The sequence below is a fragment of the Paraburkholderia sp. PGU19 genome, assembly GCF_013426915.1.
Taxonomy (GTDB): Bacteria; Pseudomonadota; Gammaproteobacteria; order Burkholderiales; family Burkholderiaceae; genus Paraburkholderia.
In genome coordinates, this window is record NZ_AP023180.1 from 2,229,470 (window position 1) to 2,254,518 (window position 25,049).

Genomic DNA, 25,049 nt, shown 5'->3' on the forward strand with positions numbered 1-25,049 from the left:
TCGTATATGGCGACAGGGCCACTGAATCGAAATAACTCCATATTGCTACGACTTTCGAACGGACACGAAGATGGACCGGCTTGACGCGTTAAGGCTGTTTGTCGAAATCGCCGAAGCCGGGAGCTTTTCCGCGGCCGCGCGAAAGAGCACGGTGTCGACATCGACAGTCACGCTCGCGCTGCAGAAGCTGGAAGAGGAGGTAGGCGCGCGCCTCATCATGCGTACGACGCGCCGCCTCGCCTTTACCCATGAAGGTCAGCGCTTTCTCGACGACGCGCGCCGCGTACTCGCGGATTGGGATGCCGCGATTCTGAGTCTGCGCGAAGACGGCCCATTGAACGGCCCGATCCGGCTGACGGCCAGCAGCGATTTTGGCCGCACGCGCGTCGTGCCATTGCTCGACAAGTTCATGAGCGAGCATCCGCAAGTGCAGGTGTCGCTGCTGCTGACGGATGGCCACGTCGATCTCGTCGATCAACATCTGGATCTCGCGCTGCGCAACGGCCCGCTGATCGATTCGCGGCTCAAGGCGCGGCTGTTGCTGACGGGCCCACGTGTCGTGTGCGCCGCGCCGTCGTATTGGGCGACGCATGGCAAGCCGATGCATCCGGCGCAACTGTCTTCGCACAACTGCCTGATTCTCGCGCGGCCCGATGCGCCGTTCTCGAACTGGCCGTTCGTCGTCGACGGCAAGCAGATTGCGGTGAGAGTGTCCGGCAATCGCGTGGCGAGCGACGGCGGCGTGCTGCGCGAATGGGCCGTGAATGGCTACGGTGTGGTCCTGAAGAACCGCTGGGATATCTATCACGAGCTGATGTCGGGCAGGCTTGAAACCGCGCTGGACTCGTTCATCGGCGAGCGGGCCGATCTGTTCGCCGTCTATGCGGGCGCGGTGCCGAGCCGCCGCGTCGGTACATTCATCGACTTCATTGCGCGCGAGCTGTCCGTCGACGATACGCTCGAACTGCATCCGCTCGACAGTCTGCGTCCGCTTTAGCGACGCGCTCCGATTGTTCAGACTTTATAGACCGTTCGTGACGCTGGGTTGCACCGGCTTCCAAAAGCAGGTAGCCTAACTCCGATTGTATTTGTCGGAGTGACCATGTCTCACATCAGCGCAGGCGTCGAATATGGGTTGCACTGCCTGCTTTTTCTGACGGAAGCGGCGCCCGGTGGCGTGCCCGAAGCGAGTGTGCGCGATCTGGCGGAACTGCAAGGCGTGCCCGCCGACTATGTAGCGAAGCTGTTTACGAAATTGCATAAAGCGGGGCTGGTCATTGCTACGGAAGGGGCGAAGGGTGGTTTTGCACTCGCGCGTCCGGCAAACCAGATTTCGGTGCTCGACGTGGTGACGGCGATCGATGGCGACAAGTCCTTGTTCGAGTGCCGTGAAGTGCGCACGCGCTGCGCGGTGTTCGGCGAGACGGCACCAACGTGGGCGACGAGCGGCGTGTGCTCGATTCATGCCGTGATGCAGAACGCCGAGAAGCGCATGCGCGAGGCGCTGGCGTCGCAATCGCTGCAGGAGCTGGCGGTCCGCACGACGGCGAAGGCGCCCCGCACCTATGGGCCGCAAGTCGTGAAGTGGCTGGACGGCCGCACGACGGGCCGGCGGCGCGAGCGCGGTTCGCGCAGTGGTTCAACGCCCGGCGCGCGCTCCTGAGCGACACGCCGTTGACATGACAAAGGCCGCAGCCTTGAAAGCTGCGGCCTTTTCATTTTGGGGCTTTGTGCTGACGATTACGCTGTCTCTTGCAACTCGCTGCCGATGCGCGCGCGCTCCCATGCGGCCCAGTCGGCTGCGACGCCTGCCAGTTCGGCGTGCGCGCGCTTCAGCGCCTCGATGCGCGCTTCCTGATCGGAGAACTGCAATGGCTGCGCGTCAACGAAGCGCGGATCGTTGGCACCGATGAAAGCAAATGCGGCTTTGAGCGCCGGGGTCAGCGCATCCATCGACGAAAACGGCGTGCCGGGACGCAAATCTGCGCCGCGCGTCGTGATGAACAACACCTTCTGGCGGTTCAACTGGCCCACGATGTTCCCGTCAGCGCTCTTCTTGTAGGTAATGCCGGGACGCGTGGCGCTGTCGATGAAAGCCTTGAATGCCGAAGGCATCGACCAGTTGTACATCGGCATCGCAAACACGAAGGCGTCGGCTTCGAGCAGTCGCTGGCAGAGCGCGTCGGAGGCGGCCAGCGTCGCGCGCATCTCGGCCGTGCGCTCGTGTTCTTCCTTGTAGGTCGCGATGGCAAAGGCCTCGGTGACGTGCGGCGGCGTATCGACCGTGACATCCAGATAGTCGACTTCGACATCCACACCTTCGGCGCGCAGGTTCTTAAGGAACTGGCGCGACAGTGCGCGGGAATTGGACCGTTCGCGCTTGGCGCTCGAATCGACATGGAAAATTTTCATCTTGCTCTCCAGTAACTGCGATCAAAGTTATCGTAGTTGTGAGGATAGAGAGTTTGCTGGCGGTGCGCAACAGAGGTGGCGCAAGCGCGGTCGACGCGAGTGCGGTTCGAAGGCTCGCGGGAAAACGGCGCATGCCTTACGCAGTAAGGCATGCGCCGTTGTTGCGCATCGCGGCAAGCCGATAGGAGAGAAAAACGGGATTCAGTGTTGCGCGGGACGACTGCGGTTGCGACGAAGGTTTCACCTCGGTGCCGCCGCGCCATCGCACGAGCGCGTGGGAACTTCTCGTGTAGCGCTTCCAAAAGTCATGCGTATGACAAAGGCACGCAACGCCATATGAGCCATGCGTGAACTGAAGGTTGGATGCTGCGCGTGCAACGAATGTTGCCGCGTGAAGCGCATGAGCCAATCAACAACGCGCAGCACCAATATGTGGAATCGCCGGAGCTGCCCAGCTGTGGCGTTTAAGGTTTGTTCAGATTTCTCGACGCACACACAAGAACGTGCATGCAAAATCAATCGAGCAAGATTCCGCTCGGACCGGACGGCACGGCGGATGCCAGGATCATCCTGTCGCGGTTAGCGGGGAAATAGCTTTCGCAAGCCCTCGGTCGAAACACCGGGTCGCCACGCCGGATCGGCATACCCGTCAGCACGCAGAACGAGTCCATGCGTGCGAGACCGATTCGCCATACCTGATCGGCGTAATGACCTGAGCGTGGATCGCTCCAGCACACGCTGAGTGTCTTCGATGACAGCTGTTCAAGAATGGAAATATGCGCCGGCGGTGGCTCGACCTCGACAGGCTCCAGCGCTTCAGGCGGGGGACGCTTGGTCATGCGGAATTTCTTTTTTGGACCGTATTGTGCTTTCCTGGCAGATTCAATGGTTGTAGGCATCAGGACGCCTACCAATGCGCGTCTAACGATATCTTCTTCAACCGGACGAGTCATCATTCACCTCCGTCACAGAGTTTGGCTGGCGGCACGCTCCTTCGCGGCCGAGGTGCTGCTGCTGACGTCAACAGTGTTGTACGGTGTGGCTCGCAAGGCAGATCAGTGACTTGCCTGCATGGCGCGCAGCGATACGCGAAACCGAGTCCCGACATCAACGCGCCGTGACTCTATATTGGACGTTCAGGCGGCCATACAGCAAGTTAAGCGTTGTTAACCGGAAAGTGCAATGAAATACTTTCCGCTTCAGGTGTCTGAATTCCTTTAGGCCCGACAAGGCCCGCATCACTATATGTATAGTGAGCATGTCGGCTTAAAGATGTATTGCCATTACTTCTTGTCCCATGTGACGAGGTCTTTATCGTTGTCGTCAGCGACAAAGATGGCAAGCAGCTTCGCTGGCCTGGTCTTGCTTGCGTTTTCGCTGACCATGTGGTGCACGCCCGGTGCTTCCGTCCAGCTTTCACCTGCGTGATACACGCGCGCTTCGCCATCGTCGACCTTGCTTCGGATCTCGCCCTGCAGCACGTAGCCAACCACGAACGCCTGCCCATGTCGATGTGACGGCGACACGCCGCCCGGTTTGTAGTCGACCACGATAGCCGTCATGGTCTTGCCGGGCACATTTGCGATCGGCGTCTGGAACGCCGGGTTGATGTGCTCGCGCGGCCCATCGACGCCATGCGCGTGCGCCGCGTGAGGCGCCGTCAATGCGATGCAGGCTGCCGCCGTGGAGGCAAGAACGGTCTGAACGAAATTCACTTTAACTCTCCAAATAATGAATGGTTTGAGATGGCGCCGCGCAGCAGGCGGGCCAGGTCGACATTTTTAACTGCGACTAACAAAGTCGTAGTTAGAAGAGTAAACGCTTTTTTGACAGCATGCAACGAAACGTCGGTTCACCTGCTTGCGATCTCCATTCCCACGAAATGGATTCTTGCCATCTTTGTCATAGATGTCTAGAATCCGCGAAATTGACAGTTATGTCAAAGATGGCGGGAAAATGACCCGAACATGGCAAAACTGCCGCGCAGCGCGCGGCCTCAAGCGGAATCCATACTCATGTCCACCGAAGCATCACTTTCAACACCCGTCGGCGATCGAACCGCCGTATGGCGGCACATCTTCGCAGGCTTCTGCGCGAGCCTCGTCAGCATTGGGTTGGCGCGCTTTGCCTATACGCCGCTCATTCCGCCGCTCATTCAGGCGCACTGGTTCGCTGCATCGGACGTGGTTTATCTGGGCGCGGCGAATCTTGCCGGCTATCTGCTCGGTGCGTTGCTCGGCCGTCCGGTCGCGCATCGTCTGACGAACACGCATACCTTGCGGGCCATGATGGTGCTGGTCACGGCGACCTTTCTGGCGTGCGCGTTTCCTGTCTCCGTCGCGTGGTTCTTCTTCTGGAGATTGCTGTCGGGCGTGGCGGGCGGTGCGATCATGGTGCTGGTCGCTGCAACGGTGCTGCCGCATGTGCCGGCGGATCGTAAGGGTCTCGCGAGCGGTGCAATCTTTCTCGGCCTTGGCGTCGGCATTGCGGCATCGGGGACGATCGTCCCGCTGCTGCTCAATCTTGGCTTGCGCAACACATGGATCGGCATCGCGATCCTCTCTGCGGCTTTGACGCTGGCGACGTGGTACGGATGGCCGTCGGCGACGAAAGCGCACGCACATTCCGCGCACGCGGCTCCAACTGCGAAGACGCACAACCCGTCGGCTGTCCGTGTGCTCTACGCCGAGTACGCGTTGATGGCGGTCGGCCTTGTGCCCACGATGGTTTTCCTCGTCGATTTCATTGCACGCGGACTTGGCGCGGGCGCACATGTCGGTGCGGCATATTGGATTCTGTATGGCGTTGGTGCCATCTTCGGCGCGCCCGTATATGGATTCATGGCCGATCGCTTAGGCGCACGCTTTGCAATCCGCGCGCTAACGCTGTTGCAGATCGTCGTGGTCGCAGCGTTCGCGATGTCCAGCAATCAGATCGTGATCGGCGTGCTGACGCTCGTTATCGGCAGCTTTCCGCCAGGCATCGTGCCGATGATGCTTGCGCGCGTACATGAAGTCCTGCCGCACGATCATGCCGGGCAGCACAGGACATGGAGTCGCGCCACGACGACGTTTGCGGCATTTCAGGCGCTCGCAGGTTACTCATATTCAGCATTGTTCAATAGCAGCGGTGGCAACCATCGCCTACTCTTTGCAATTGGCGCGGTGGCGCTCGTGTTCGTCGTCCTGGTCGACTGCGCGGCGCCGTTGCTTGCACGAGAGCCTGGTCAAAAACAGAACAATAGATAAGGCGAAAAATCGCGGCGCGACCCGTCGTTTGAAAAGCGCACCTGATCAGGTCGTTTAAAGAAGATGGCGGGGCGCCTCGCGTGAGAGTCGTGTTAACAAGGATTAACTACCGCTCACACTTTCAGCGACCGACAATCCTTCCTCCAGTTTCGCAGTGAAGCGCGTGTATCGACGCGGAGGTTTCGAACGTGAAGGCAGGCGTGGACCGTCCGTTCCGGAACGCCATGGGCGACGCCGATGCGCAGCGTCTCGAAGGCGCGTCACCGCTGTCGTTGCAACGCGGCAGCAAGCGGCTCGCGCTGATACCGCGTCTGCTGATTCTCGGCGTGTGCGGCTGGTCGCTGATTGAAACGCCTGCGGAGTTCGATCCTTCCGCTGGCGACCTGGGCATCGCGGCCCTCGCCCTGGCGAAAATTGCATGGACCGTGATCGGCGTGGCGGCCGCGCGTGGAATGAGGCGCGCGCAGTGGATATTTTCGTTTCTGTGCGGACTGAGCCTCGTCGCGATCGTGCCGGGTTTGCCCGTCGAACTGCACGAATCGGCGTGGATCTTCACGCAATCGCTCGTCGAATGCGTACTCAAGGCGGGCGCTCTGCTCGCATTGGGAATGTCGCGCGTCACGCGTCCCGCCGCCGTCGATATCTCGTCATGGCATGACGACGACGGAAGCATTCAGCGGCCCTGAAAGCGGCCGTATCGAGCGCTCCACGTACCGCGATTCGCGAATGATCTTCTAGACGGACAACGGCCTCTTGAACAGATCGCGCGCGATCGAGCAGAACAGTTCTGTCGTAGCGCTTTGATCCTGCAAACGCCGGCTCATGATGATCGGCGACGACACATTCGTTTCCTCGATCGACCGATAGGTCACGCCGCGCGCCCGCAAACCCCGCACACTCTCCGGCACGAGACACACGCCCACTTGAGCGGCGACGAGTCCTAGTGCCGTCTGCAGTTCCCGTACCTCGTGAACGGCGGCCGGTTCGACGGCGTGGTCGCGAAACGCGGACAACTGTTGATCCGCGTAGCTCGGGCGCGGCGTCGACGGATAGATGATCAGCGTTTCTTTCGACAGCGCGTCGAGCGTCAGTTGCGCCACATCGGCGAGCGCGTGGCCCGCGGGCAAGGCGGCAATCAACGGTTCCTCGACGAGCACTTCGCGCGCCAGTTGCGATTCGTCGAAACGCAGCCGGCCAAAGCCCACGTCGATGCGTCCACCCTTGAGCGCGCTCAGCTGCTCGATCGTGAACATTTCGATCAGCGAAATCTGGATGAGGGGCGCGGCTTCCCGAAACGCGCGGATAACGTCGGGCAGCGGGCCATACAGCGTGGACGGCACGAAACCGATCACGATGCGCTCCGCGAGTTGCGCCAGCCGCCGCGTGAGCGGTAGCAACTCATCGCTTTCTTCGAGCAGGCGCTTGGCCTGCGCATAAAAGACGCGCCCGGCTTCCGTCAGCTTGAGCGGGCGCGCGCCGCGTTCGAACAGCGCAAGCCCCACGGTGTCTTCGATCTGCTGGATCTGCCGCGAGAGCGGCGGCTGCGTCATGTTCAGGCGCTCGGCGGCCCGGGTGAAGTTCCTTTCCTCGGCGACCGCCACGAAATAGCGAAGTTGACGCAGTTCCATCTATGCCCCGAAGGTATGGAAATAGACTTAATCGGTCTTGGACGGATTCTGCCGGCGCCCCTAGTATGGGCACATCAGCAGGAGAGCCGTATGATACCAAGCGCCGTTCAGATACAAGCTGTAGAGACTATTCTCGTCGATGTTCCGACGATTCGCCCGCACCGCCTGTCGGTCGCCACGATGAATTGCCAGGCCCTCGTGCTGATCCGCATTCAATGCGCGGATGGTATAACGGGCTGGGGCGAGGCGACCACAATCGGCGGTCTCGCGTATGGCGAGGAAAGCCCCGAAAGCATCAAGACCAACATCGACACCTATTTCGCGCCGCTGCTCAAGGGCATGGACGCGACCCGTCCCGGCCAGGCGATGGCGAAGCTGCGCGAATGCTTCCAGGGCAACCGCTTTGCGAAGTGCGCGATCGAAACCGCGTTGTTCGACGCGCAGGCACAGCGTTTCGGCGTGCCGCTGTCGGAACTGTTCGGCGGCCGCGTGACGGATTCCGTCGAAGTCGCATGGACACTGGCGAGCGGCGACACAGGCCGCGATATCGACGAAGCGCATCAGATGCTGGAAATGAAGCGGCACCGCGTGTTCAAGCTGAAGATCGGCACGCGCGCACCGGCTGAGGACATCGCGCACGTTGCAGCGATCAAGGCGGCCGTGGGCGACCACGCCGAAGTGCGCGTCGACGTGAATCAGGCGTGGAGCCAGGCGGAAGCGCTGTGGGCGTGCGAACGCCTCGCGGACGCGGGCTGCAATCTGATCGAACAACCCATTGCGGCCGACGACCGCCGCGGCCTCAAGCGTCTCACGCATCATTCGAAGGTGCCCATCATGGCCGACGAGGCGCTGCATGGTCCCGTCGATGCATTCGATGTCGCCAGCGCCCATGCGGCCGATGTATTCGCCGTGAAGATCGCGCAATCGGGCGGCCTGACGGGCGCGGCGAGCGTCGCGGCAATCGCGCTTGCAGCGGGCGTCGACCTGTATGGCGGCACGATGCTGGAAGGCGCGGTCGGCACGATCGCTTCGGCGCAACTGTTCAGCACGTTCCGCGAATTGAAGTGGGGCACCGAGTTGTTCGGGCCGTTGCTTCTCACGCAGGAAATTCTCACCGAGCCGCTGCGCTACGAGAACTTCTCGTTGCAATTGCCGCAGGGCCCGGGACTCGGCATTCAACTCGACCTCGACAAGATCGGGAGACTGCGCCGCGATTCGAAGCACGGCGCGAGTGTGGTCAAAGGTTAGCTATGGCGGTGCTGAATCCGCAGCGCCCTAAGCACATTTGGCATCGTCATCAGTGATTGGACTAAAAGGAGACATCCCCATGGACATCAAAACCATCGACGCCCTGTTGAACAAGATCAACGAAAGCGCCACGCACGAAGGTAACGCCCGCACGAAGCAGGTGGTCAACCGCATCATCCGCGATCTGTTCATCACGATCGACGAACTCGACGTGACGCCGAACGAATTCTGGGCCGCGCTGAACTACCTCGGTGAAGCGGGCCAGAGCGGCGAGCTGGGTCTGCTGGCCGCGGGTCTCGGCTTCGAGCATTTCCTCGACGTGCGTCTCGACGAAGCGGAAGCCAAGGCCGGCCTGCAAGGCGGCACGCCGCGTACGATCGAAGGTCCGCTGTACGTGGCGGGCGCGCCGGAAACGACGGGCCATGCGCGGCTCGACAACGGCAACGAACCGGGCGAGACGCTGGTGATGCGCGGCCGTGTACTCGATGAAGCCGGCCAGCCGGTACGCGGCGCACTGGTCGAAGTGTGGCACGCGAACCATCTGGGCAACTACTCGCACTTCGACAAATCGCAGGCCGAATTCAACCTGCGCCGCTCGATCCGTACCGACGAAAACGGCACGTACAGCTTCCGCAGCGTGGTGCCGATCGGCTATAGCGTGCCGCCGGAAGGCAAGACACAGCAATTGCTCGATCTGCTCGGCCGTCACGGCCATCGCCCCGCGCATATCCACTTCTTCGTGTCGGCGCCCGGTTATCGCAAGCTGACGACGCAGATCAATATCGAAGGCGATCCGTATCTGTGGGATGACTTCGCGTTCGCGACTCGTGAAGGTCTCGTGCCCGCCGTCAGGAAGGAAGAGGGCGCAACGGGCAAGCCTTATGGCATCGAAGGCCAGTTCGCGTTGATCGACTTCGACTTCAGCCTCGTCAAGGACCGCAACAACGTGCCGACGAGCGAAGTGGAACGCGTGCGCGCCTGATATCAGCGGTATCGCTGAAGGTATGAATGCGGCAGCCGTTCGGGGTGGCCGCACTGTTTGAAAGCGCAGAACCCGGTGAAAGCTGCGCAACTGCAATGAATCTACAGGGAGTCCACGAATGCTATTTCACGTGAAGATGATCGTTAAGCTGCCGCCCGATATGCCCGTCGAGCGCGCCAACGAATTGAAGGCCACTGAAAAGGCCATGGCGCAGCGTCTGCAAAAGGAAGGCATCTGGCGACATCTTTGGCGCATTGCGGGCCTGTATGCAAATTTCAGCGTGTTCGACGTGGAAAGCCCCGCGCAACTCAATGAGATCCTCATGCAGCTGCCGCTTTATCCGTATATGGAAGTGACGGTGGATGCGATGTGCCGCCATCCTTCGTCGATTCACGAAGACGATCGCTAGACGCTGGCGCAAATAAAAAAGGAAGAGACGCGGAGTACCGTCTCTTCCAAAGCACTACCAGGGTAGCCTCAACAGACAACAACAACCACTACAACAAGAACGCAATATCAATCGAGTGCGGAAGCGGGGCCGAAGAACTCATAACGGCTCTGCTTTTCCGGCACGCCAATCGTCTTCAGATGGCGCTTCACCGCCTTCATGAACGACTTGGGTCCGAGGAAGTACACATCCACATCACGCGTCGCGGGCAGCCATTCGATCAGGCGCGCTTCGTCGATATAGCCTTCTGCGTGATGCGCGTCGTCATGCTGACGCGGCTTCTCATACACATAGAAGCGCTTGAGTTGCGGATGACGCGCCGCCAGTTCGTCGATATGGTCGCGGAACGCATGCACGCCGCCGTGACGTGTGGCATGAATGAAGTGGATGGGACGCGACGTTTGCAGCGCGGCATTCAGCATCGCGAGCGTCGGCGTGATACCGACCCCACCGCTGATCAACACGAGCGGCTTATCGTTGTTCTCCAGCGTGAAATCGCCCGACGGTGTGAGCAGGTCCAGCGTCGCGCCTTCAGTCACCGAGTCGTGCAGATAGTTCGACGCCTTGCCGTTCGGCTCGCGCTTCACGCTGATCCGATATTCGCGGCCGTTTGCCGCAGCCGACAATGAATAGTTGCGGCGAATCTCTTCACCATCGACGATCAGCTTCAGGCCGATGTACTGGCCCGGATGGAATTCGAGCAGCTCGCCGCCGTCGGCGGGACGCAGATAGAACGACGTGATCTCGTCGCTCTCCTTGACCTTGCGCGCCACCACGAACGGACGCGTGCCGCGCCAGCCGCCCGTCGCGGTTTCCTTCTCGACGTAGACCGTCTCTTCGAGGCCGATCAGCAGGTCGGCCAGTTGCTGATATGCGGCGCCCCACGCTTCGATCACGGCGTCCGTGGCGATTTCTGCTCCGAGCACTTCGCGGATCGCGCGCAGCAAACATGCGCCGACGATCGGATAATGCTCGGGCAGGATGTTGAGCGCGACGTGCTTGTTGACGATCTGCGAAACCAGTCCGCCGAGTTGTTCGAGTTGATCGATATGACGCGCGTACATCAGCACGGCATTCGCGAGCGCGCGCGGCTGATCGCCCGATTGCTGGTGCGCCTGGTTGAACAGCGGGCGCACACTCGGGTACTCCGCCAGCATGGTCTTGTAGAAGTGCGTGGTGAGCGCTTCGCCGCCGCTTTCGAGCAGCGGAACAGTTGCCTTGACGATTGCGCGATGTTCGGCTGACAGCATGAGTTGATTCCTTGCAGTTGGGGTGAGTGGGGTCCCGCGCGAATTCGGCGGGCTTCGGGTAATCTCTTATGCATCTATCGGGCCAGCTTCAAACAATCGTAAAATCAGCGACTTAGAAACATCAGACGTGAATATGACAAGGGTTAAAACGACTGCACGAGAGGTCAGATTGACCGCATCCGAGGTGCTCGACGCGCTGATTCCGCTGGTCGAGGACCTGTCGCGCGACTTGCCGGAACGCGAGCGCTATCGCCGTCTTCTGACGACGCTGCGCACGCTGTTTCCCGGAGATGCCGCGGCCATACTGCGTCTCGATGACGACACCCTCGTGCCGCTTGCCATCGACGGCCTGTCGGGCGACACCCTCGGCCGCCGCTTTCGCGTGAGCGACCATCCGCGCTTCGAAGCGCTGCTGTCGAGTGAAGAGCCCACGCGTTTTCCCGCCGATTCCGATTTGCCCGACCCCTACGACGGCCTGGTGCAGGGCGTGAGCGGCCATCTGGAAGTGCACGACTGTCTCGGCTGTCCGCTGCTGATCGGCGGCAGGCCGTGGGGTTTGCTGACACTCGACTCGCTCGATCCCGAGCGTTTCGACAGCATCGACATGAACACGCTGCAGGCGTTTCTGAGTCTCGCGGCGGCGACGGTGAGCGTCGCGGAGCGCATCGACACGCTCGAGCGCAACACCGAAGAGGAGCGTCAGCGCGCGGAGGCGTACCGTCAGGCGAGCGGGCAGAGCAGCCGCGAACTGATCGGCAGCAGCACGGCGCATCAGCAATTGGTCAACGAAATCCGCGTGGTCGCGAACAGCGAGCTGACCGTGCTCGTGACGGGCGAAACGGGTGTCGGCAAGGAACTGGTCGCGAGCGCGATTCACAGCGGCTCGCCGCGCGCCAACAAGCCGATGATCAGCCTGAACTGCGCGGCGCTGCCGGATACGCTCGTCGAAAGCGAGCTGTTCGGGCATGTACGCGGCGCGTTCTCGGGTGCATCGTCGGACCGGCGCGGCAAGTTCGAGCTTGCCGACGGCGGCACGCTGTTTCTCGACGAGGTCGGCGAGTTGCCGGTCGGCGTGCAGGCCAAGCTGCTGCGCGTGTTGCAGAACGGCCAGTTGCAGCGTATCGGCTCGGATAGCGAGCACAAGGTGGACGTGCGGCTCATCGCCGCGACCAATCGCGATCTCGCCGAAGAAGTGCGCGCAGGGCGTTTTCGCGCGGACCTGTATCACCGGCTGAGCGTGTATCCGTTGCGCGTGCCGCCGCTGCGCGAGCGCGGGCGCGACGTGTTGCTGCTCGCGGGGTGCTTCCTCGAAGAGAACCGGGCACGGCTCGGGCTGCTCAGCATCCGGCTGGGCCAGGACGCGCAAACCGCGCTGCTTTCGTACAACTGGCCTGGCAACGTGCGCGAACTCGAGCATATGATTGGCCGCAGCGCGTTCAAGGCGTTGTCGCGTCACCGCGAGCGGCCGCGCATTCTCACGCTGACGGCGGCGGATCTGGGCATGTCGGCGAATAATGGCGGCGAGCTGCAAGCGGCTGCGTCCCTTTCGGCTTCGACGGGCGCAGACGAAGCGAGCGCAACCGATTTCCGCAGCGCCGTCACGGCCTACGAGCGCACGCTCGTCAGCGACGCGCTGGAACGCAACAACCACAACTGGGCAGCCGTCGCGCGCTCGCTCGGCATGGATCGCGCGAATCTGAACCGGCTGGCGAGGCGTCTTGGCCTGAAATAACCCGCAATTTGCCGGGCCGCCGAGAACTGATTTGGTAGTATCTGATTTGTCAGTCAGATTGCCGTTCGTTCAGGAGGCTTCGCGTGCGTCACTACACCAAAGACAATTTCAGGCTCACCGAGAGCGTCGGCTACCAGCTCGTGAAGGCGCGCAACCTGATCACGACGGAGATGGACGCGGCGCTGAAGGACCTCGACATCTCCAGCCAGCAAATGGGCATCATGCTGATGCTCAGGCAGAAACTCGCGTCGACGCCGTTCGAGCTGTCAAAAATGCTCGGCATCGACACCGGCCTGATGACGCGCATGCTCGACAAGCTCGAAGCGAAAGGGCTGGTGGTGCGCTCGCGCGACGAAGAGGACCGCCGCGTCGTCAACCTGACGCTGACCCGACCCGGCATCGCGGTCGCCGACCAGATTCCCGAAATCGCACCCGACGTGCTCAATGCGCGCCTGAAAGACTTCACCAAGGCCGAGCTGAATGAACTGCGCCGCCTGCTGCGCAAGTTCGTGAGCGACTGAGCGACTGAGCGCCGCTTGCGCCTGAGCCTCCTTCCCGCCGCCTTTGGGCGGCGCGCGTCCGCCGCATTATCCGATTGAACGATAAGAACTGCTGCATCTGATGAAACAATGAGTTTCGTCATAGTGCTGTTGACTATATCTGACCTGTCAATTATTGTTCGTGCAAATAGCGAGGAGTCAGAGATGTCGCACTATTCGAAGGAAGATTTTCATTTGACCGACAACGTCGCTTTCGCGATCACCAAGGCGCGCAACCTCTTGACGGGACGGATGGATGCAGCGGTGAAGGGCCTGAACGTGCGGGCGCACCACGTTGGGATTTTCATGTCGCTGTTGCGCGGCATCGACACGACGCCGGCTACGCTGTCGCGCCATCTCGGCATCGACACCGGCCTGATGACTCGCACGCTCGACAAGCTCGAAACGCTCGGCATGCTGACGCGCACGCGCAGCGCGGATGACCGCCGCGTCGTGAATCTCGAACTCACCGAGGCGGGCCGCGAAGTCGCATTGCGCATCGCGGAGATTGCGCCTGGTGTGCTGAACGAGCGTCTCCAGTGCTTCACCAAAGACGAATTCGACGAACTGCGCCGTCTGCTTGGCAAGTTCCTCAACGATTGAACATTTTTTTACCCAATTATCTGATAGGTCAGACAATGAGCAATCAATCAAACGCCAGGCGGCGCGTTTCAGGGGCACTGAAAGTCGGTGTCTCGGTGATGTTCGCGGCGGTACTGTCGGCATGCGTGAACTACGCGGGCATCCATAGCGACGCGAAAACGGCCGAGCCACAGCAATATGCGACGCAGCAGAGCATTCCAGCCGGGCAAGGTCATTGGCCCGCCGCCGATTGGGCCGACCAGTTCGGCGACGCGCAACTGAAGGCACTGATCGACGAAGCACTGAAGAGCAGCCCGACGCTCGACCAGGCGCGTTCCCGCGTCGCAGCGGCCTCGGCGTATAGCGAAACGGCGAAGGCGAGCACCATGCCGCGCGTCGACGCCAGCTACTCGCTCACGCGCCAGCAGTATTCGGGTACGGCGCTGGTGCCGCCTCCGACGGGCGGTTCGTGGCAGACGGAGAACAAGGGCCTGTTGAGCGCTTCGTACGACCTGGACCTGTGGGGCAAGAACCGCGAAGCGCTGAAGGCGGCGATCTCGCAGTTGCAGGCGAGCCAGGCTGATGCGGAAGTCGTCAAGCTGACGCTCACCACGTCGATTGCGCGCACGTATAACCAGCTCGCCCGCCTTTACGTGTTGCGCGATATCGCACAACAGGAAATCACGCAGCGCGAGCAGATCGACCGCATCACGGCGGGCCGCATCGCGACGGGGCTCGACACGGAAGTCGAACGCAAGACCGCGCAGGCGAATCTCGCGACGAGCCGTGCCGCGCTGAAATCGCTCGACGGACAGATTCTTGCCACGCGCTATCAGATCGCCGCGCTGCTCGGCGCCGGTCCGGACCGTGGCCTGCAAATCGCGCGTCCGACGCTCGGTATCGGCGATGACGTGAATCTGCCCGACAACCTGCCCGCCGATCTCGTGAGCCGCCGCCCGGACATCGTGGCTGCGCGCTGGCGCGTCGATGCGATGACGCATGACGTGAAGGAAGCGAAGGCTGAGTTCTATCCCGACATCAATCTGAGCGCCGCAATCGGGCTCGACGCGTTCGGCTTCGGACGCTTCCTGACGGCGGCGAGCCGCACGGCCTCGGTGGGTCCCGCGATCCATCTGCCCATCTTCGACGCGGGCGAACTGCGCGCGCAACTGAAGGGCCGTTACGCGGACTTCGACTACGCGGTCGCAACGTACAACCAGACGCTCGTTACCGCATTGAGCGAAGTTGCCACGCAACTCGCCGGCGTGCGCTCGACAGACGGCCAACTCGTCGATGCGCAAACCGCGCAGACGGCCGCGCGCCAGGCGGACCAGCTTGCGCTCGTGCAATACAAGGCGGGACTCACGAACCAGCTGACCGTACTGAATGCCGACGTCAACGCGCTCGCCGCCGATCAGTCCGTCGCGAACCTGCGCATGGATCGCCGCGACCAGCAGATCGCGCTCGCGTCGGCGCTGGGCGGCGGTTTCGTCGACACGTCGAATGCCGATCAGAACGCGCGCGTCGCCTCTACCACAGAAACGTCTGCCGCCGAAACGTCTGCTGCCGCTGAGCATTGAGCGGCCCCTCATCGCATTGCCAGGAGAACTAGAAATGAGCGAAATCAACACCCCGGAGCGCGAAACGACGCAAGCGCCGGATGCGAAGCCCGATGCGAAGTCCACTGCGACACCGGCGCAAGCCGTCAAAGCGGACGAACCCAACACGCGCAAGCGCAAGCTGATGCTGTCGCTGCTGGGCGCGGCCGTCGTCGTGTCGGCTGCGGCTTACGGCGCGTACTACATGACCTATGCGCGCTACCACGAGACCACCGACGACGCATACGTCAGCGGCAATCTCGTGCAACTGACGCCGCAGGTGACGGGCACCGTGATCGCCGTGAACGCCGACGACACGCAAATCGTGAAGGCAGGCGACCCCGTCGTGACGCTCGACAATGCCGACGCGAAGATCGCGCTCGGCAACGCGGAAGCAGCGCTCGGACAGACCGTGCGCCAGGTGAGCAGCCTGTACGTGAACAACGATTTCTACGCGGCGAACGTTGCGCAGAAGCAATCGGACCTGGCGCGCGCGCAGGACGATCTGCGCCGCCGCCAGGCTGTCGCGGGCACCGGCGCGGTCTCCGCCGAAGACATCGCGCATGCACGCGACGCCGTGAACGCCGCGCAAGCTGCGCTCGACGCCGCGCGTCAGCAGGCGGAAGCAAACCACGCATTGACGGACCACACGACGATCGCCCAGCACCCGAACGTGCAGGCCGCAGCATCGAAGGTGCGCGACGCGTACCTTTCGTATGCGCGCAACACGCTGCCCGCGCCCGTCACCGGCTATGTCGCGAAGCGATCGGTGCAGGTCGGCCAGCGCGTGTCGCCGGGTACGCCGTTGATGGCCGTCGTGCCGCTCGACGGCGTGTGGGTCGACGCGAACTACAAGGAAAGCCAGTTGCGCAACATGCGCATCGGCCAGCCCGTCACGCTGACGGCCGACGTGTACGGCGGCAAGGTCGTGTATCACGGCCGCGTGGTCGGCTTTTCGGCGGGTACGGGCAGCGCGTTCGCGACGCTCCCCGCGCAGAACGCAACGGGCAACTGGATCAAGGTCGTGCAGCGCCTGCCCGCACGCATTCAGCTCGACCAGAAGGAGCTGGAAGCGCATCCGCTGCGTATCGGCCTGTCGATGGACGTCGATGTCGACACGCGCGACAACACGGGTCCGCAACTCGGCGCTGCGATGAACACGACGTATCGCACGGATGTGTTCGCGCAATACGGCGCACAGGCCGATGCCGAGATCGACAGGATCATCGCGCAGAACATGGTGTCGACGCGTGACGCATCGCGGCCGCTCGCGAAGCGCGAAGCAGGCGACAAGAGCGCCACAACGCAGCGCGCAGGCTAAGCCGCGCCGGAGGACGCAACCGAAGATGCGTCCTCGTTCGTTCAAGTAATTGACAGGTCAGATAAAGAAGGCGCCATGAATCCCTCGACGCAAACCGCACCGGCTCCGTTCACAGGCGGCAAGCTGGTCCTCGCGACACTTGCCGTCGCGCTCGCGACGTTCATGAACGTGCTGGATTCGTCCATCGCGAACGTTGCGATTCCCACCATTTCCGGCAATCTCGGCGTCTCCGTCGATGAAGGCACATGGGTGATCACGCTGTTTTCGGCGGCCAATGCCATTGCCATTCCGCTGACGGGCTGGCTCACGCAGCGCGTCGGCCAGATCAAGCTGTTCGTGATCTCGATCCTGCTGTTCGTGTTCTCGTCGTGGCTGTGCGGCATCGCGCCGAACCTGGTGGTGCTGCTGGCCGCGCGAATCTTGCAGGGCCTCGTGGCGGGACCGTTGACACCGCTTTCGCAGGCCATTCTGCTCGCTTCGTATCCGAAGGAGAAAAGCTCGACAGCATTGTCGCTGTGGGCGATGACGGCGACCGTCGGCCCGATTGCGGGCCCCGCGCTCGGCGGCTGGATCACCGACAGCTACAGCTGGTCATGGATCTTCTATATCAACATTCCCGTCGGTATGTTCGCTGCGGGCGTGACCTGGATGCTCTATCGCGACCGCGAATCGCTGACGCGCAAATTGCCCATCGACAAGATCGGTTTGTTGTCGCTGATCGTCTGGGTTGCATCGCTGCAGATCATGCTCGACAAGGGCAAGGATCTCGACTGGTTCAACTCGCCCGTGATCTGCACGCTCACGGCTATCGCGGCCGTCAGCTTTATCTTTTTCCTGATCTGGGAGTTCACGGAAAAGAGCCCGATCGTCGATCTGCGGCTCTTCGCGGGGCAGAATTTTCGGGGCGGGACGATTGCGATTTCGGTGGCGTATGGCGTGTTCTTCGCGAACCTCGTGCTGTTGCCGCAGTGGATTCAGGGCTATCTCGGCTATCGTTCAGTGGACGCGGGTCTCGTGACCGCGCCGCTTGGCATCTTCGCCGTGCTGCTCGCGCCCGTGATGGCGAAGATCATGCCGAAGTCCGATGCACGGGTACTCGCGACGCTGGCCTTCCTCGGCTTTGCAGGCGTGTTCTTCATGCGCTCGCAATACACGACGGGCGTCGACCCCTATACCCTGATCATGCCGACGCTGCTGCAAGGCATTCCCATGGCGCTCTTTTTTACGCCGCTGACCGCGATCATCCTGTCGGGCCTGCCTGCCGAAAAGATTCCCGCCGCAGCGGGCCTGTCGAACTTCGTGCGGATCTTCGCCGGCGGTGTGGGCACGTCGTTGATCTCGACGGGCTGGAACAACCGGACGATTCTGCATCACGCGCAACTCGCGGAACAGTCGAGCGTGAACAACCCCGACTACACGAACGCGCTCACCAGCATTCACGCGACGCTCGGCGGCAGCATGGATCAGGCCAGAGCGTTTTTCGAGCAATCGCTCAATGCGCAGGCCGCGATGCTCGGCTTGAATGACATCTTCTGGTTGTCGGCGATGATCTTCATCGTGATCATTCCGCTGATCTGGCTGACGAAGCCGCGCAAGGGCGGCGGTGGTGGCGCAGCGGCAGCGGGCGCGCACTGAGTACTGACCGTTGAGAAAAGAAGGCCCCGGCTTGCGGATGCAGCCGGGGCCGTTCTTTCACTAACGTAGCCGCGCGTCGTTCAACCGCGTTGCTGCTGCGCGATGGCGCGGCGACTCGAATCGGCATCGCGCGGCTTCGGCGTCTCGTCGATATTCTTCACTTCGATCATGCCATTGGCCTTGTTCATGTTGCCGGTCATGCCTTTGGCGGGCAGCGTCAGTTCGGGCTTGTTGCACGTTTGATGATTGGCTGCGGCGTGCATCGCGGCAGGCTGCATGTCGCGTGCGTCCCTGGTCGCGCCTGGTTCGATCTGCGCGTCGCTGCATCCCCACGATTCGAGCAGCGAGCGCGCCATCCCCGTCGCGCACTGCGCACGGCCGCGCGTGATGCGCGCCGCGACCTTCACGAACGCGCTGTCGCCCAGCGTCGTAAGCCGCTCATAAGCGCGGCCTGCATCGTCGATGTCCAGCGCAACGGCGGTGCGGTACGCGTCGCGCGCTTCGTCGAGCGTTGCCGCGGGTACGAGGCCCGTTTTCATCGACGGCAGCCGCAGCGCATCGCCGAGATTCACATACGCCTCCTGGTAGCCCGGATTCTTCTCGATCGCAAGCCTCAGTTCGCGTACGGCCGCCGCGCGATAGTCGCCAGGTCCTTGCGGCGCCGCGCCCGCGAGCGTCGGCCGTTGCGCCAGCGCGAGCCACGCACGTCCCAGCGCGTTATGCGCAGGCGCATAGTCCTTGTGCAGTTCGACCGCGCGCCTGAGCACGTCGGCGGCCTGCTGATAGCAACCCATGTCGGTCAGCGCGACGCCCCAGTTGTAGTACGCCCACGGACGCACGCGCTTCCATGAATGCAGTTCTTCGCTCCTGTCGACGATGTTTCGCGCGTGACGGATCGAGCCTTCGTAGTCGCGCGCATAGGTGTCGAGCTTCGACAGCGCGAGCATGGCCCACGCCGCTTCTTCCCTTGACGCACCCGACGCGTCCCGGCCCGATCCCGCCGCGATCTGCGCGAAGCGCTCGCGCACGTCGTCGAACTGGCACGGCGCATTGCCTTGCAGGCAGCGCTTCTGCTCCATCTGCATCAGATACGACGCGTGCAGCAGCGGGCTCTGATGCAGGAGGATCGTCGTGGCGGCCTGACGCAGCGCATGCCGCATGGCCAGCGATTCGTTGGTCACGTTGGGCTTCGCACCCGTGTCGGGCGGCACGTCGTTGCCGAGCGCGACGGTGCGGCCATCGGGATCGCGCAGCGTCAGCATCACCGCAAACGACGACGGCGAGCCGACGACGCTGCCATATACCGACGAATCGCGCTTGAGCAGCGTGCGCGCAAATTCGATCAGCGGACGAACCGACAGCCCCGTCCCGGGGACCGTGAAGTCGGGCAGCTTGAACTCGGCGAGCACGTTTTCGGTGTCGTTGGCGGGCGTGACGGATTCGGCTTCCTTGCGCACGTCGCTGAGCGTATCGACGAGCAGGTGCTGCAAGGTCTGATTGGTGTAGCCCTGTCGCCGGAAATCGTCGGAGACCTCGATCGGCTGGACGAGCGTCAGCGGATCGAACCACACGCCGCACAGCGCGACGATGCGCGGCCCGAGATAAAACGCGGCGACGAGGATCAGCGGCACGACGATGCCGAGATACAACACGTGACGGCACAGGAACCGGACGGCCCAGAGCAGCGGGACGAACGGGTTGTCGAGTGGTTTCATGCAGGTCTCCTGGCGGCGCGCTGCGATTGGCGCACCTGTCGCAACGCATCGAACATGCCAATTCGTCTGACGCTTGCGGCGCAAGGCGGTGCGGGAAAGGCCACGGGAGAATGTTGGTTCGCGGCCAACCAACCAGCGCTGGTCAGTTGGATTGCGCACGTCATATCGAAGGCGGCCCGAGCGCCCAATATGAAGTGAAACAGCCGGTTTGCACTGCGCGACCGTTCGCGAACCGTAGGGTGACGAAAGGCGACAGAATCTTCGATCAAGCTAAACGAAAGGTTAAATCTGGTATCGTGCGTCCGGGCTCGAATAGCTGGAACGCGAGACGAATGCCGTCAAGGTTTGTACCAGCCGGTACACCCGCCGCCAACGCGCCGGCTGTAAAGCGAGTGTCCATGCGGCCTGCGCCCATGGAGCACGGAGTCACGTTCGCGAGCCGCACCACGCCGGGCCCTCGGGAAGATTCAACTCAATTTCCGATCGATCTTCGGCCACCTCAGGATTTCTTAAGCGAAAACTGCAAATAATCGCCTCCGGGTTGCTCCCGGTGTCAACCTTTTGGACAAATTGCCGTTGTCCATTTGTAAAGAGTTGAAAAGGCGAGATCAGGACGGCTGTAATGATCGTCCGGCGCGCTCCGAAATCCAACCTCATTCGATGCCATAGCAACGAGACCATTGCTACTGCATCAGGCATTACCCGGATTCATCCATGTCTGACGTTCCCCGTTCTTTTTCTGGCCGCGCCGCCGCGCTGCTTCAGCGAGCGTGCGCCGCGGCCGGCAGCCGGCGCGTGCTGTCGCCTGCGTTGTCGCTCGGCGTCTGCGTGCTGCTGCTGATCGTGCTGCAGCACCTGTCGCAGGCCGTCGATTACCGCTCGGTGATCCGCCATCTCCGGCATCTGACGGCGGGCGAATGGTCGGCCGCGCTCGGCGCGACGATTCTCAGCTATATCGCCCTTGTCGGGCGCGATGCCGTCGGGCTGCGGTACATCGGAAGGGCCGTGCCGCGCGCGGCGCTGTGGATCGGCGCGACGGCGGGCTCGGCGCTCGGCAACGCGACCGGCTTCGGCGCGCTGACGGGCGGCGCGGTGCGCGCGCGCGTCTACGCCGTCGCCGACGTGACGCCGGCGCAAATCGGCCGCATGACGGTGTTCACGAGCGTTTCGCTCGCCCTGGCCCTCGTTCTGATGACCGCGCTCGGCATGCTGTGCGACGCGCGCACGCTCGCGCCGATGCTGCACAGCCCGACGGGTGCGCTCGCCTGGGGCGGCGCGGCGCTTCTGACGGTGCTCGGTCTGCTGACACTCGCCTGCGGCAAGCAGACACGCCAGATCCGCACGCGCTGGGACTGGCTGTCGTTCGACGTGCCGGCGCGCCGCGATTTCGTCGAACAGGTGCTGCTGGCCGTGCTCGACGTCGTTGCGGCCGGTCTCGCGCTGTGGGCGCTGCTGCCGCACGCGAACGTGGGCTTCGTGTCCTTCATCACGATCTACTCGGCTGCGATGCTGCTGGGCCTGATCGGCCATACGCCGGGCGGTGTCGGCGTGTTCGAGGCGGCGATGGTGTTCGCCCTCGGCAGCAGCGTGCAGACGCATTCGATGGTCGCGGCGCTGCTCGCATATCGCGCAATCTATTTCGGTTTGCCGCTGATCGTGTCGGCGGGCCTGCTGGCCGGTTTCGAAGGGCGCGCGCTGAAGAAGCACCTGCCGTTGCATCACGCGGCTACTGTTTCGCAGCTCGCACCGCTGTTCCTGAGCCTCGTGACCTTCGTGGTCGGCGGCATGCTGGTGATTTCTAGCGCGACCCCCGCGTTCTGGCAGCGCATCGCGATCCTGCGAGACTTCGTGCCGCTGTGGGTGCTCGAAAGCTCGCAGATGCTGTGCAGCGTGGTCGGCGTTGCGTTGCTGTTCGTCGCGCGCGGCCTGTCGCGGCGTCTCGATGCCGCGTGGTGGCTTACGCTGGGTCTCGCGGTCCTGAGTCTCGCGCTGTCGCTGACCAAGGGTCTCGCGTTCGTCGAAGCCGGCGTGCTGACGACGCTGATCGTGCTGCTGATCGCGACGCGCTCGCGCTTCAATCGCCGCTCGTCGCTGTTCTCCGAGCCCTTCACGGCGGGCTGGCTCGTTTCGGTGGCGATGGTCCTGATGCTCGCCGTGTGGGTGATGCTGTTCGCGTTCCGCGACGTGCCCTACACGCGCGACCTGTGGTGGCAATTCGCATTCGATGAGCGCGCGCCCCGTGCATTGCGCGCAACGCTCGCCGCGAGCCTGTTTGCCGCGACGTTCGCGTTCTGGCAATTGCTGCGTCCCGCTGCGGGCCGCTTCGTGAAGCCCGTCAAGCAGGATCTCGATGACGCCGCGCGCATCTTCCGCGCGCAGGAGCGCAGCGACGCGGGCCTCGCGCTGATGGGCGACAAGAGCTTTCTCTTTTCCGAGTCGCGCAAGGCGTTCCTGATGTACGCGAAGTACGGCCGCACGTGGGCCGCGCTGCACGACCCCGTCGGTCCGCGCGCCGAATGGGCGGAGCTGATCAGCAAATTCGTCGCGCTTGCGCATACGCACGGCGGCCGCGCGGCGTTCTATCAGGTGCGCGCGAATGCGCTGCCGCTCTATCTCGACGCCGGTCTCACGCTGATGAAGCTCGGTGAGGAAGCGCATGTCGTGCTCGACGAGTTCGATCTGAAGGGCTCGCACCGCGCGCATCTGCGCTATGCGCTCAAGCGCGGCGAGCGCGATGGCTTCGCTGTCGAAGTGATCGAGCCGGCGCGCGTGCCCGAATCGATCGCGACGCTGCGCGAGATTTCCGATGGCTGGCTCGACAGCCGCGATGCGCGCGAGAAGAGCTTCTCGGTCGCTGCGTTCACGGAAGACTATCTCGCTGCGCAATCGGTGATGCTGGTGCGTCAGAACGGCGAGCCCGTTGCGTTCGTCACGTTCATGACGACGGACCTCAACACCGAGGCTACCGTCGGCGTGATGCGCCACGTGCCGCAGGCTTCGGCGTATGCGATGGAGTATCTGTTCACGCAGCTCGCGCTGCATCTGAAGCACGCGGGCTTTCGCTCGCTCAGCCTCGGCATCGCGCCGTTCTCGGGCATGTCGCCGACGCCGCTCGCGTCGCGGTGGCACCGGCTTGCGAATATCGTGTGGCGCTTTGGAGGCCGCTTCTACAACTTTCGCGGACTGCGCGCTTTCAAGAGCAAATTCCAGCCTCAATGGGAACCGCGCTATCTCGCTGCATCAGGTTCTGTCGGCGTGTTCTTCACGCTCGCGGACCTTTCGCTGCTGGCAGGGGGCCGGCGTTCATGATCATGCAAAAGTTTTACCGGCTCGCCGCACTGGCGAGCGTTTCGTTGTGCTCGCTCGCAGGCGTGGTGCCGACGGCGCACGCCTATGAGACCGTGTCCGGCGGCCGTTACGGCCAGGTCACGGTGACCAAGCCCGCGGGCGACGTGCGCGGCTTCGTCGTGCTGTTCTCGCGCAAGAGCGGCTGGAGCCCGGCGGACCAGCAGGCTGCCGACGCGCTCGCGAAGAACGGCGCGATGGTGGTGGGTGTCGATACCGCGAAGTACGCGGCGAATCTCGCTGCGAAGAAGGAAGCGTGTCATCAGCTGGTGGGCGATGCCGAAGCCGTGAGCCATCAACTGGAACGGCAGGTGCAGTCGAACCGCTACTTCATGCCGATCGTCGCCGGTTCGGGCCAGGGCGCGACACTCGCGATGCAAGTGCTGAAGCAGGCGCCTGAAAACACCGTGGCGGGCGCGGTATCCGTTGCCGCGCAGCGCGGTCTCGACAAGCGTTTCAATCCGTGCGCGCCGGACCCGACCGTGACGCACGGTCCCGGTCTGCCGGGCTTTGCCGAAACGGATGCTAATGCATCGGCTGGCACGCAGCGCATCGTCGATCTGACGAGCCCGCATCTGCGTGTCGCTGCAATGAAGGAAGAGGACGTCTCGGATCTGCCGTTGATCGAACTGCCCGCCGCGCATCCCACTGGCATGATGGCAATCGTGATTTCCGGCGACGGCGGCTGGCGCGATCTCGACAAGACGATCGCCGAGGAACTGCAGAAAGATGGCGTGTCCGTGATCGGCTGGGACAGCCTGCGTTACTTCTGGTCGGAGCGCTCGCCGCAGCAGACGAGCCACGATCTCGCGCGCGTGCTGCAAACCTACACGACGCGCTGGCATGCGGATCATGTCGCGCTGATCGGCTATTCATTCGGCGCCGACGTGATGCCGTTCGCATACAACCGCTTGCCCGATGCGGCGCGCGCCAAGGTCTCGCTGATTTCGCTGCTCGGCTTCGCGCCCTCGGCGGACTTCCAGATTCGCGTGACGGGCTGGCTCGGCATGCCTGCAAGCGACAAGGCGCTGCAGGTGCAGCCCGAGTTCGCGCGCCTGCCGCCGAAGCTCGTGCAGTGCTTCTACGGCGAACACGAAGAAGACACGCTGTGCCCGACGCTCACGAAGACGGGTGTCGAAGTGATCCGCACTTCCGGCGATCATCATTTCGGACACGACTACGCCGCGCTCGAAAAACGCATTCTCGGCGCGTTGAAAAAGCAGGCTGGCGGAACCTGATGCTGGAAAGCAGTGCGGCGACTGTGCATCAATGAATGCGTAGTCGCCGCCCTTGCATCGAACTGTGGGCGCGCCCGCGGTTCTGCTGAAAAGATGCGGTCGCAATGACCGCGATGGCTGTGCGCAGT

21 protein-coding genes are annotated in these 25,049 nt (G+C 62.7%); 15 read left to right on the forward strand and 6 right to left on the reverse strand.

Annotated elements, in window-relative coordinates; genetic code table 11:
* Positions 1-70 precede the first annotated feature (70 nt).
* Entirely contained in the window at positions 71-997 is a 927-nt protein-coding gene (locus H1204_RS27705) for a LysR family transcriptional regulator (protein WP_180731675.1), read from the forward strand.
* A gap of 105 nt (positions 998-1,102) precedes the next feature.
* Positions 1,103-1,663 carry an Rrf2 family transcriptional regulator gene (locus H1204_RS27710; protein WP_180731676.1) on the forward strand — a complete coding sequence of 187 codons (561 nt, stop codon included), beginning with the start codon at positions 1,103-1,105 and terminating at the stop codon, positions 1,661-1,663.
* Between the two features lie 77 nt (positions 1,664-1,740).
* On the opposite strand, the gene H1204_RS27715 is transcribed toward H1204_RS27710, so the two are convergent.
* The 3 genes from H1204_RS27715 to H1204_RS27725 all read right to left on the reverse strand — a co-directional run bounded on the left by H1204_RS27715 (position 1,741) and on the right by H1204_RS27725 (position 4,127).
* The gene (locus H1204_RS27715) at positions 1,741-2,412 is read right to left on the reverse strand and encodes an NAD(P)H-dependent oxidoreductase (protein ID WP_180731677.1); all 672 of its coding nucleotides are present in this window, start codon (positions 2,410-2,412) and stop codon (positions 1,741-1,743) included.
* Positions 2,413-2,927: 515 nt separating this feature from the next.
* Positions 2,928-3,251 (reverse strand): DUF3331 domain-containing protein, encoded by a 324-nt coding sequence (locus tag H1204_RS27720; protein ID WP_243468686.1) that lies wholly within the window; start codon positions 3,249-3,251, stop codon positions 2,928-2,930.
* 444 nt (positions 3,252-3,695) lie between these two features.
* On the reverse strand, positions 3,696-4,127 hold the full coding sequence (locus H1204_RS27725; protein WP_180731679.1) for a cupin domain-containing protein: 432 nt from the start codon (positions 4,125-4,127) through the stop codon (positions 3,696-3,698).
* A gap of 300 nt (positions 4,128-4,427) precedes the next feature.
* Here H1204_RS27725 and H1204_RS27730 point away from each other — a divergent pair, with 300 nt between their 5' ends.
* Positions 4,428-5,660: a YbfB/YjiJ family MFS transporter gene (locus tag H1204_RS27730; RefSeq protein WP_180731680.1), complete on the forward strand. Its 1,233-nt coding sequence runs from the start codon at positions 4,428-4,430 to the stop codon at positions 5,658-5,660.
* A 188-nt stretch (positions 5,661-5,848) separates the two neighbouring features.
* Positions 5,849-6,346 (forward strand): hypothetical protein, encoded by a 498-nt coding sequence (locus tag H1204_RS27735; RefSeq protein WP_180731681.1) that lies wholly within the window; start codon positions 5,849-5,851, stop codon positions 6,344-6,346.
* 48 nt (positions 6,347-6,394) lie between these two features.
* Here the strand turns inward: H1204_RS27735 and H1204_RS27740 are convergent, their stop codons facing one another.
* Complete coding sequence (locus H1204_RS27740) at positions 6,395-7,288, reverse strand: LysR family transcriptional regulator (RefSeq protein ID WP_180731682.1); 894 nt, start codon at positions 7,286-7,288, stop codon at positions 6,395-6,397.
* Between the two features lie 90 nt (positions 7,289-7,378).
* Here H1204_RS27740 and H1204_RS27745 point away from each other — a divergent pair, with 90 nt between their 5' ends.
* The 3 genes from H1204_RS27745 to catC all read left to right on the forward strand — a co-directional run bounded on the left by H1204_RS27745 (position 7,379) and on the right by catC (position 9,927).
* A complete protein-coding gene (locus H1204_RS27745; protein WP_180731683.1) occupies positions 7,379-8,536 on the forward strand; it encodes a muconate/chloromuconate family cycloisomerase in 1,158 nt (385 codons plus the stop codon).
* 79 nt (positions 8,537-8,615) lie between these two features.
* On the forward strand, positions 8,616-9,518 hold the full coding sequence (gene catA / locus H1204_RS27750; RefSeq protein WP_180731684.1) for a catechol 1,2-dioxygenase: 903 nt from the start codon (positions 8,616-8,618) through the stop codon (positions 9,516-9,518).
* A gap of 118 nt (positions 9,519-9,636) precedes the next feature.
* Positions 9,637-9,927: a muconolactone Delta-isomerase gene (gene catC, locus H1204_RS27755; RefSeq protein WP_180731685.1), complete on the forward strand. Its 291-nt coding sequence runs from the start codon at positions 9,637-9,639 to the stop codon at positions 9,925-9,927.
* 107 nt (positions 9,928-10,034) lie between these two features.
* Here the strand turns inward: catC and hmpA are convergent, their stop codons facing one another.
* Entirely contained in the window at positions 10,035-11,216 is a 1,182-nt protein-coding gene (hmpA, locus tag H1204_RS27760) for an NO-inducible flavohemoprotein (RefSeq protein ID WP_180731686.1), read from the reverse strand.
* 133 nt (positions 11,217-11,349) lie between these two features.
* Here hmpA and norR point away from each other — a divergent pair, with 133 nt between their 5' ends.
* From norR to H1204_RS27790, 6 genes are all read left to right on the forward strand, one after another.
* Entirely contained in the window at positions 11,350-12,948 is a 1,599-nt protein-coding gene (gene norR, locus H1204_RS27765) for a nitric oxide reductase transcriptional regulator NorR (RefSeq protein ID WP_180731687.1), read from the forward strand.
* Between the two features lie 83 nt (positions 12,949-13,031).
* Complete coding sequence (locus tag H1204_RS27770) at positions 13,032-13,469, forward strand: MarR family transcriptional regulator (protein ID WP_180731688.1); 438 nt, start codon at positions 13,032-13,034, stop codon at positions 13,467-13,469.
* A gap of 183 nt (positions 13,470-13,652) precedes the next feature.
* Positions 13,653-14,090: a MarR family transcriptional regulator gene (locus H1204_RS27775; RefSeq protein WP_180731689.1), complete on the forward strand. Its 438-nt coding sequence runs from the start codon at positions 13,653-13,655 to the stop codon at positions 14,088-14,090.
* 35 nt (positions 14,091-14,125) lie between these two features.
* The gene (locus tag H1204_RS27780; protein ID WP_180731690.1) at positions 14,126-15,649 is read left to right on the forward strand and encodes an efflux transporter outer membrane subunit; all 1,524 of its coding nucleotides are present in this window, start codon (positions 14,126-14,128) and stop codon (positions 15,647-15,649) included.
* A gap of 34 nt (positions 15,650-15,683) precedes the next feature.
* Complete coding sequence (locus H1204_RS27785; protein ID WP_180731691.1) at positions 15,684-16,988, forward strand: HlyD family efflux transporter periplasmic adaptor subunit; 1,305 nt, start codon at positions 15,684-15,686, stop codon at positions 16,986-16,988.
* Between the two features lie 75 nt (positions 16,989-17,063).
* On the forward strand, positions 17,064-18,623 hold the full coding sequence (locus tag H1204_RS27790) for a DHA2 family efflux MFS transporter permease subunit (protein ID WP_180731692.1): 1,560 nt from the start codon (positions 17,064-17,066) through the stop codon (positions 18,621-18,623).
* Between the two features lie 80 nt (positions 18,624-18,703).
* On the opposite strand, the gene H1204_RS27795 is transcribed toward H1204_RS27790, so the two are convergent.
* The gene (locus tag H1204_RS27795; RefSeq protein ID WP_180731693.1) at positions 18,704-20,338 is read right to left on the reverse strand and encodes a tetratricopeptide repeat protein; all 1,635 of its coding nucleotides are present in this window, start codon (positions 20,336-20,338) and stop codon (positions 18,704-18,706) included.
* A 714-nt stretch (positions 20,339-21,052) separates the two neighbouring features.
* Here H1204_RS27795 and mprF point away from each other — a divergent pair.
* Positions 21,053-23,647, forward strand: a complete 2,595-nt coding sequence (gene mprF / locus H1204_RS27800) for a bifunctional lysylphosphatidylglycerol flippase/synthetase MprF (protein ID WP_180731694.1) — start codon at positions 21,053-21,055, stop codon at positions 23,645-23,647.
* The gene (locus H1204_RS27805; protein ID WP_180731695.1) at positions 23,644-24,921 is read left to right on the forward strand and encodes a virulence factor family protein; all 1,278 of its coding nucleotides are present in this window, start codon (positions 23,644-23,646) and stop codon (positions 24,919-24,921) included. The genes mprF and H1204_RS27805 overlap by 4 nt, the downstream gene beginning before the upstream one ends.
* The last annotated feature ends 128 nt before the right edge of the window (positions 24,922-25,049 follow it).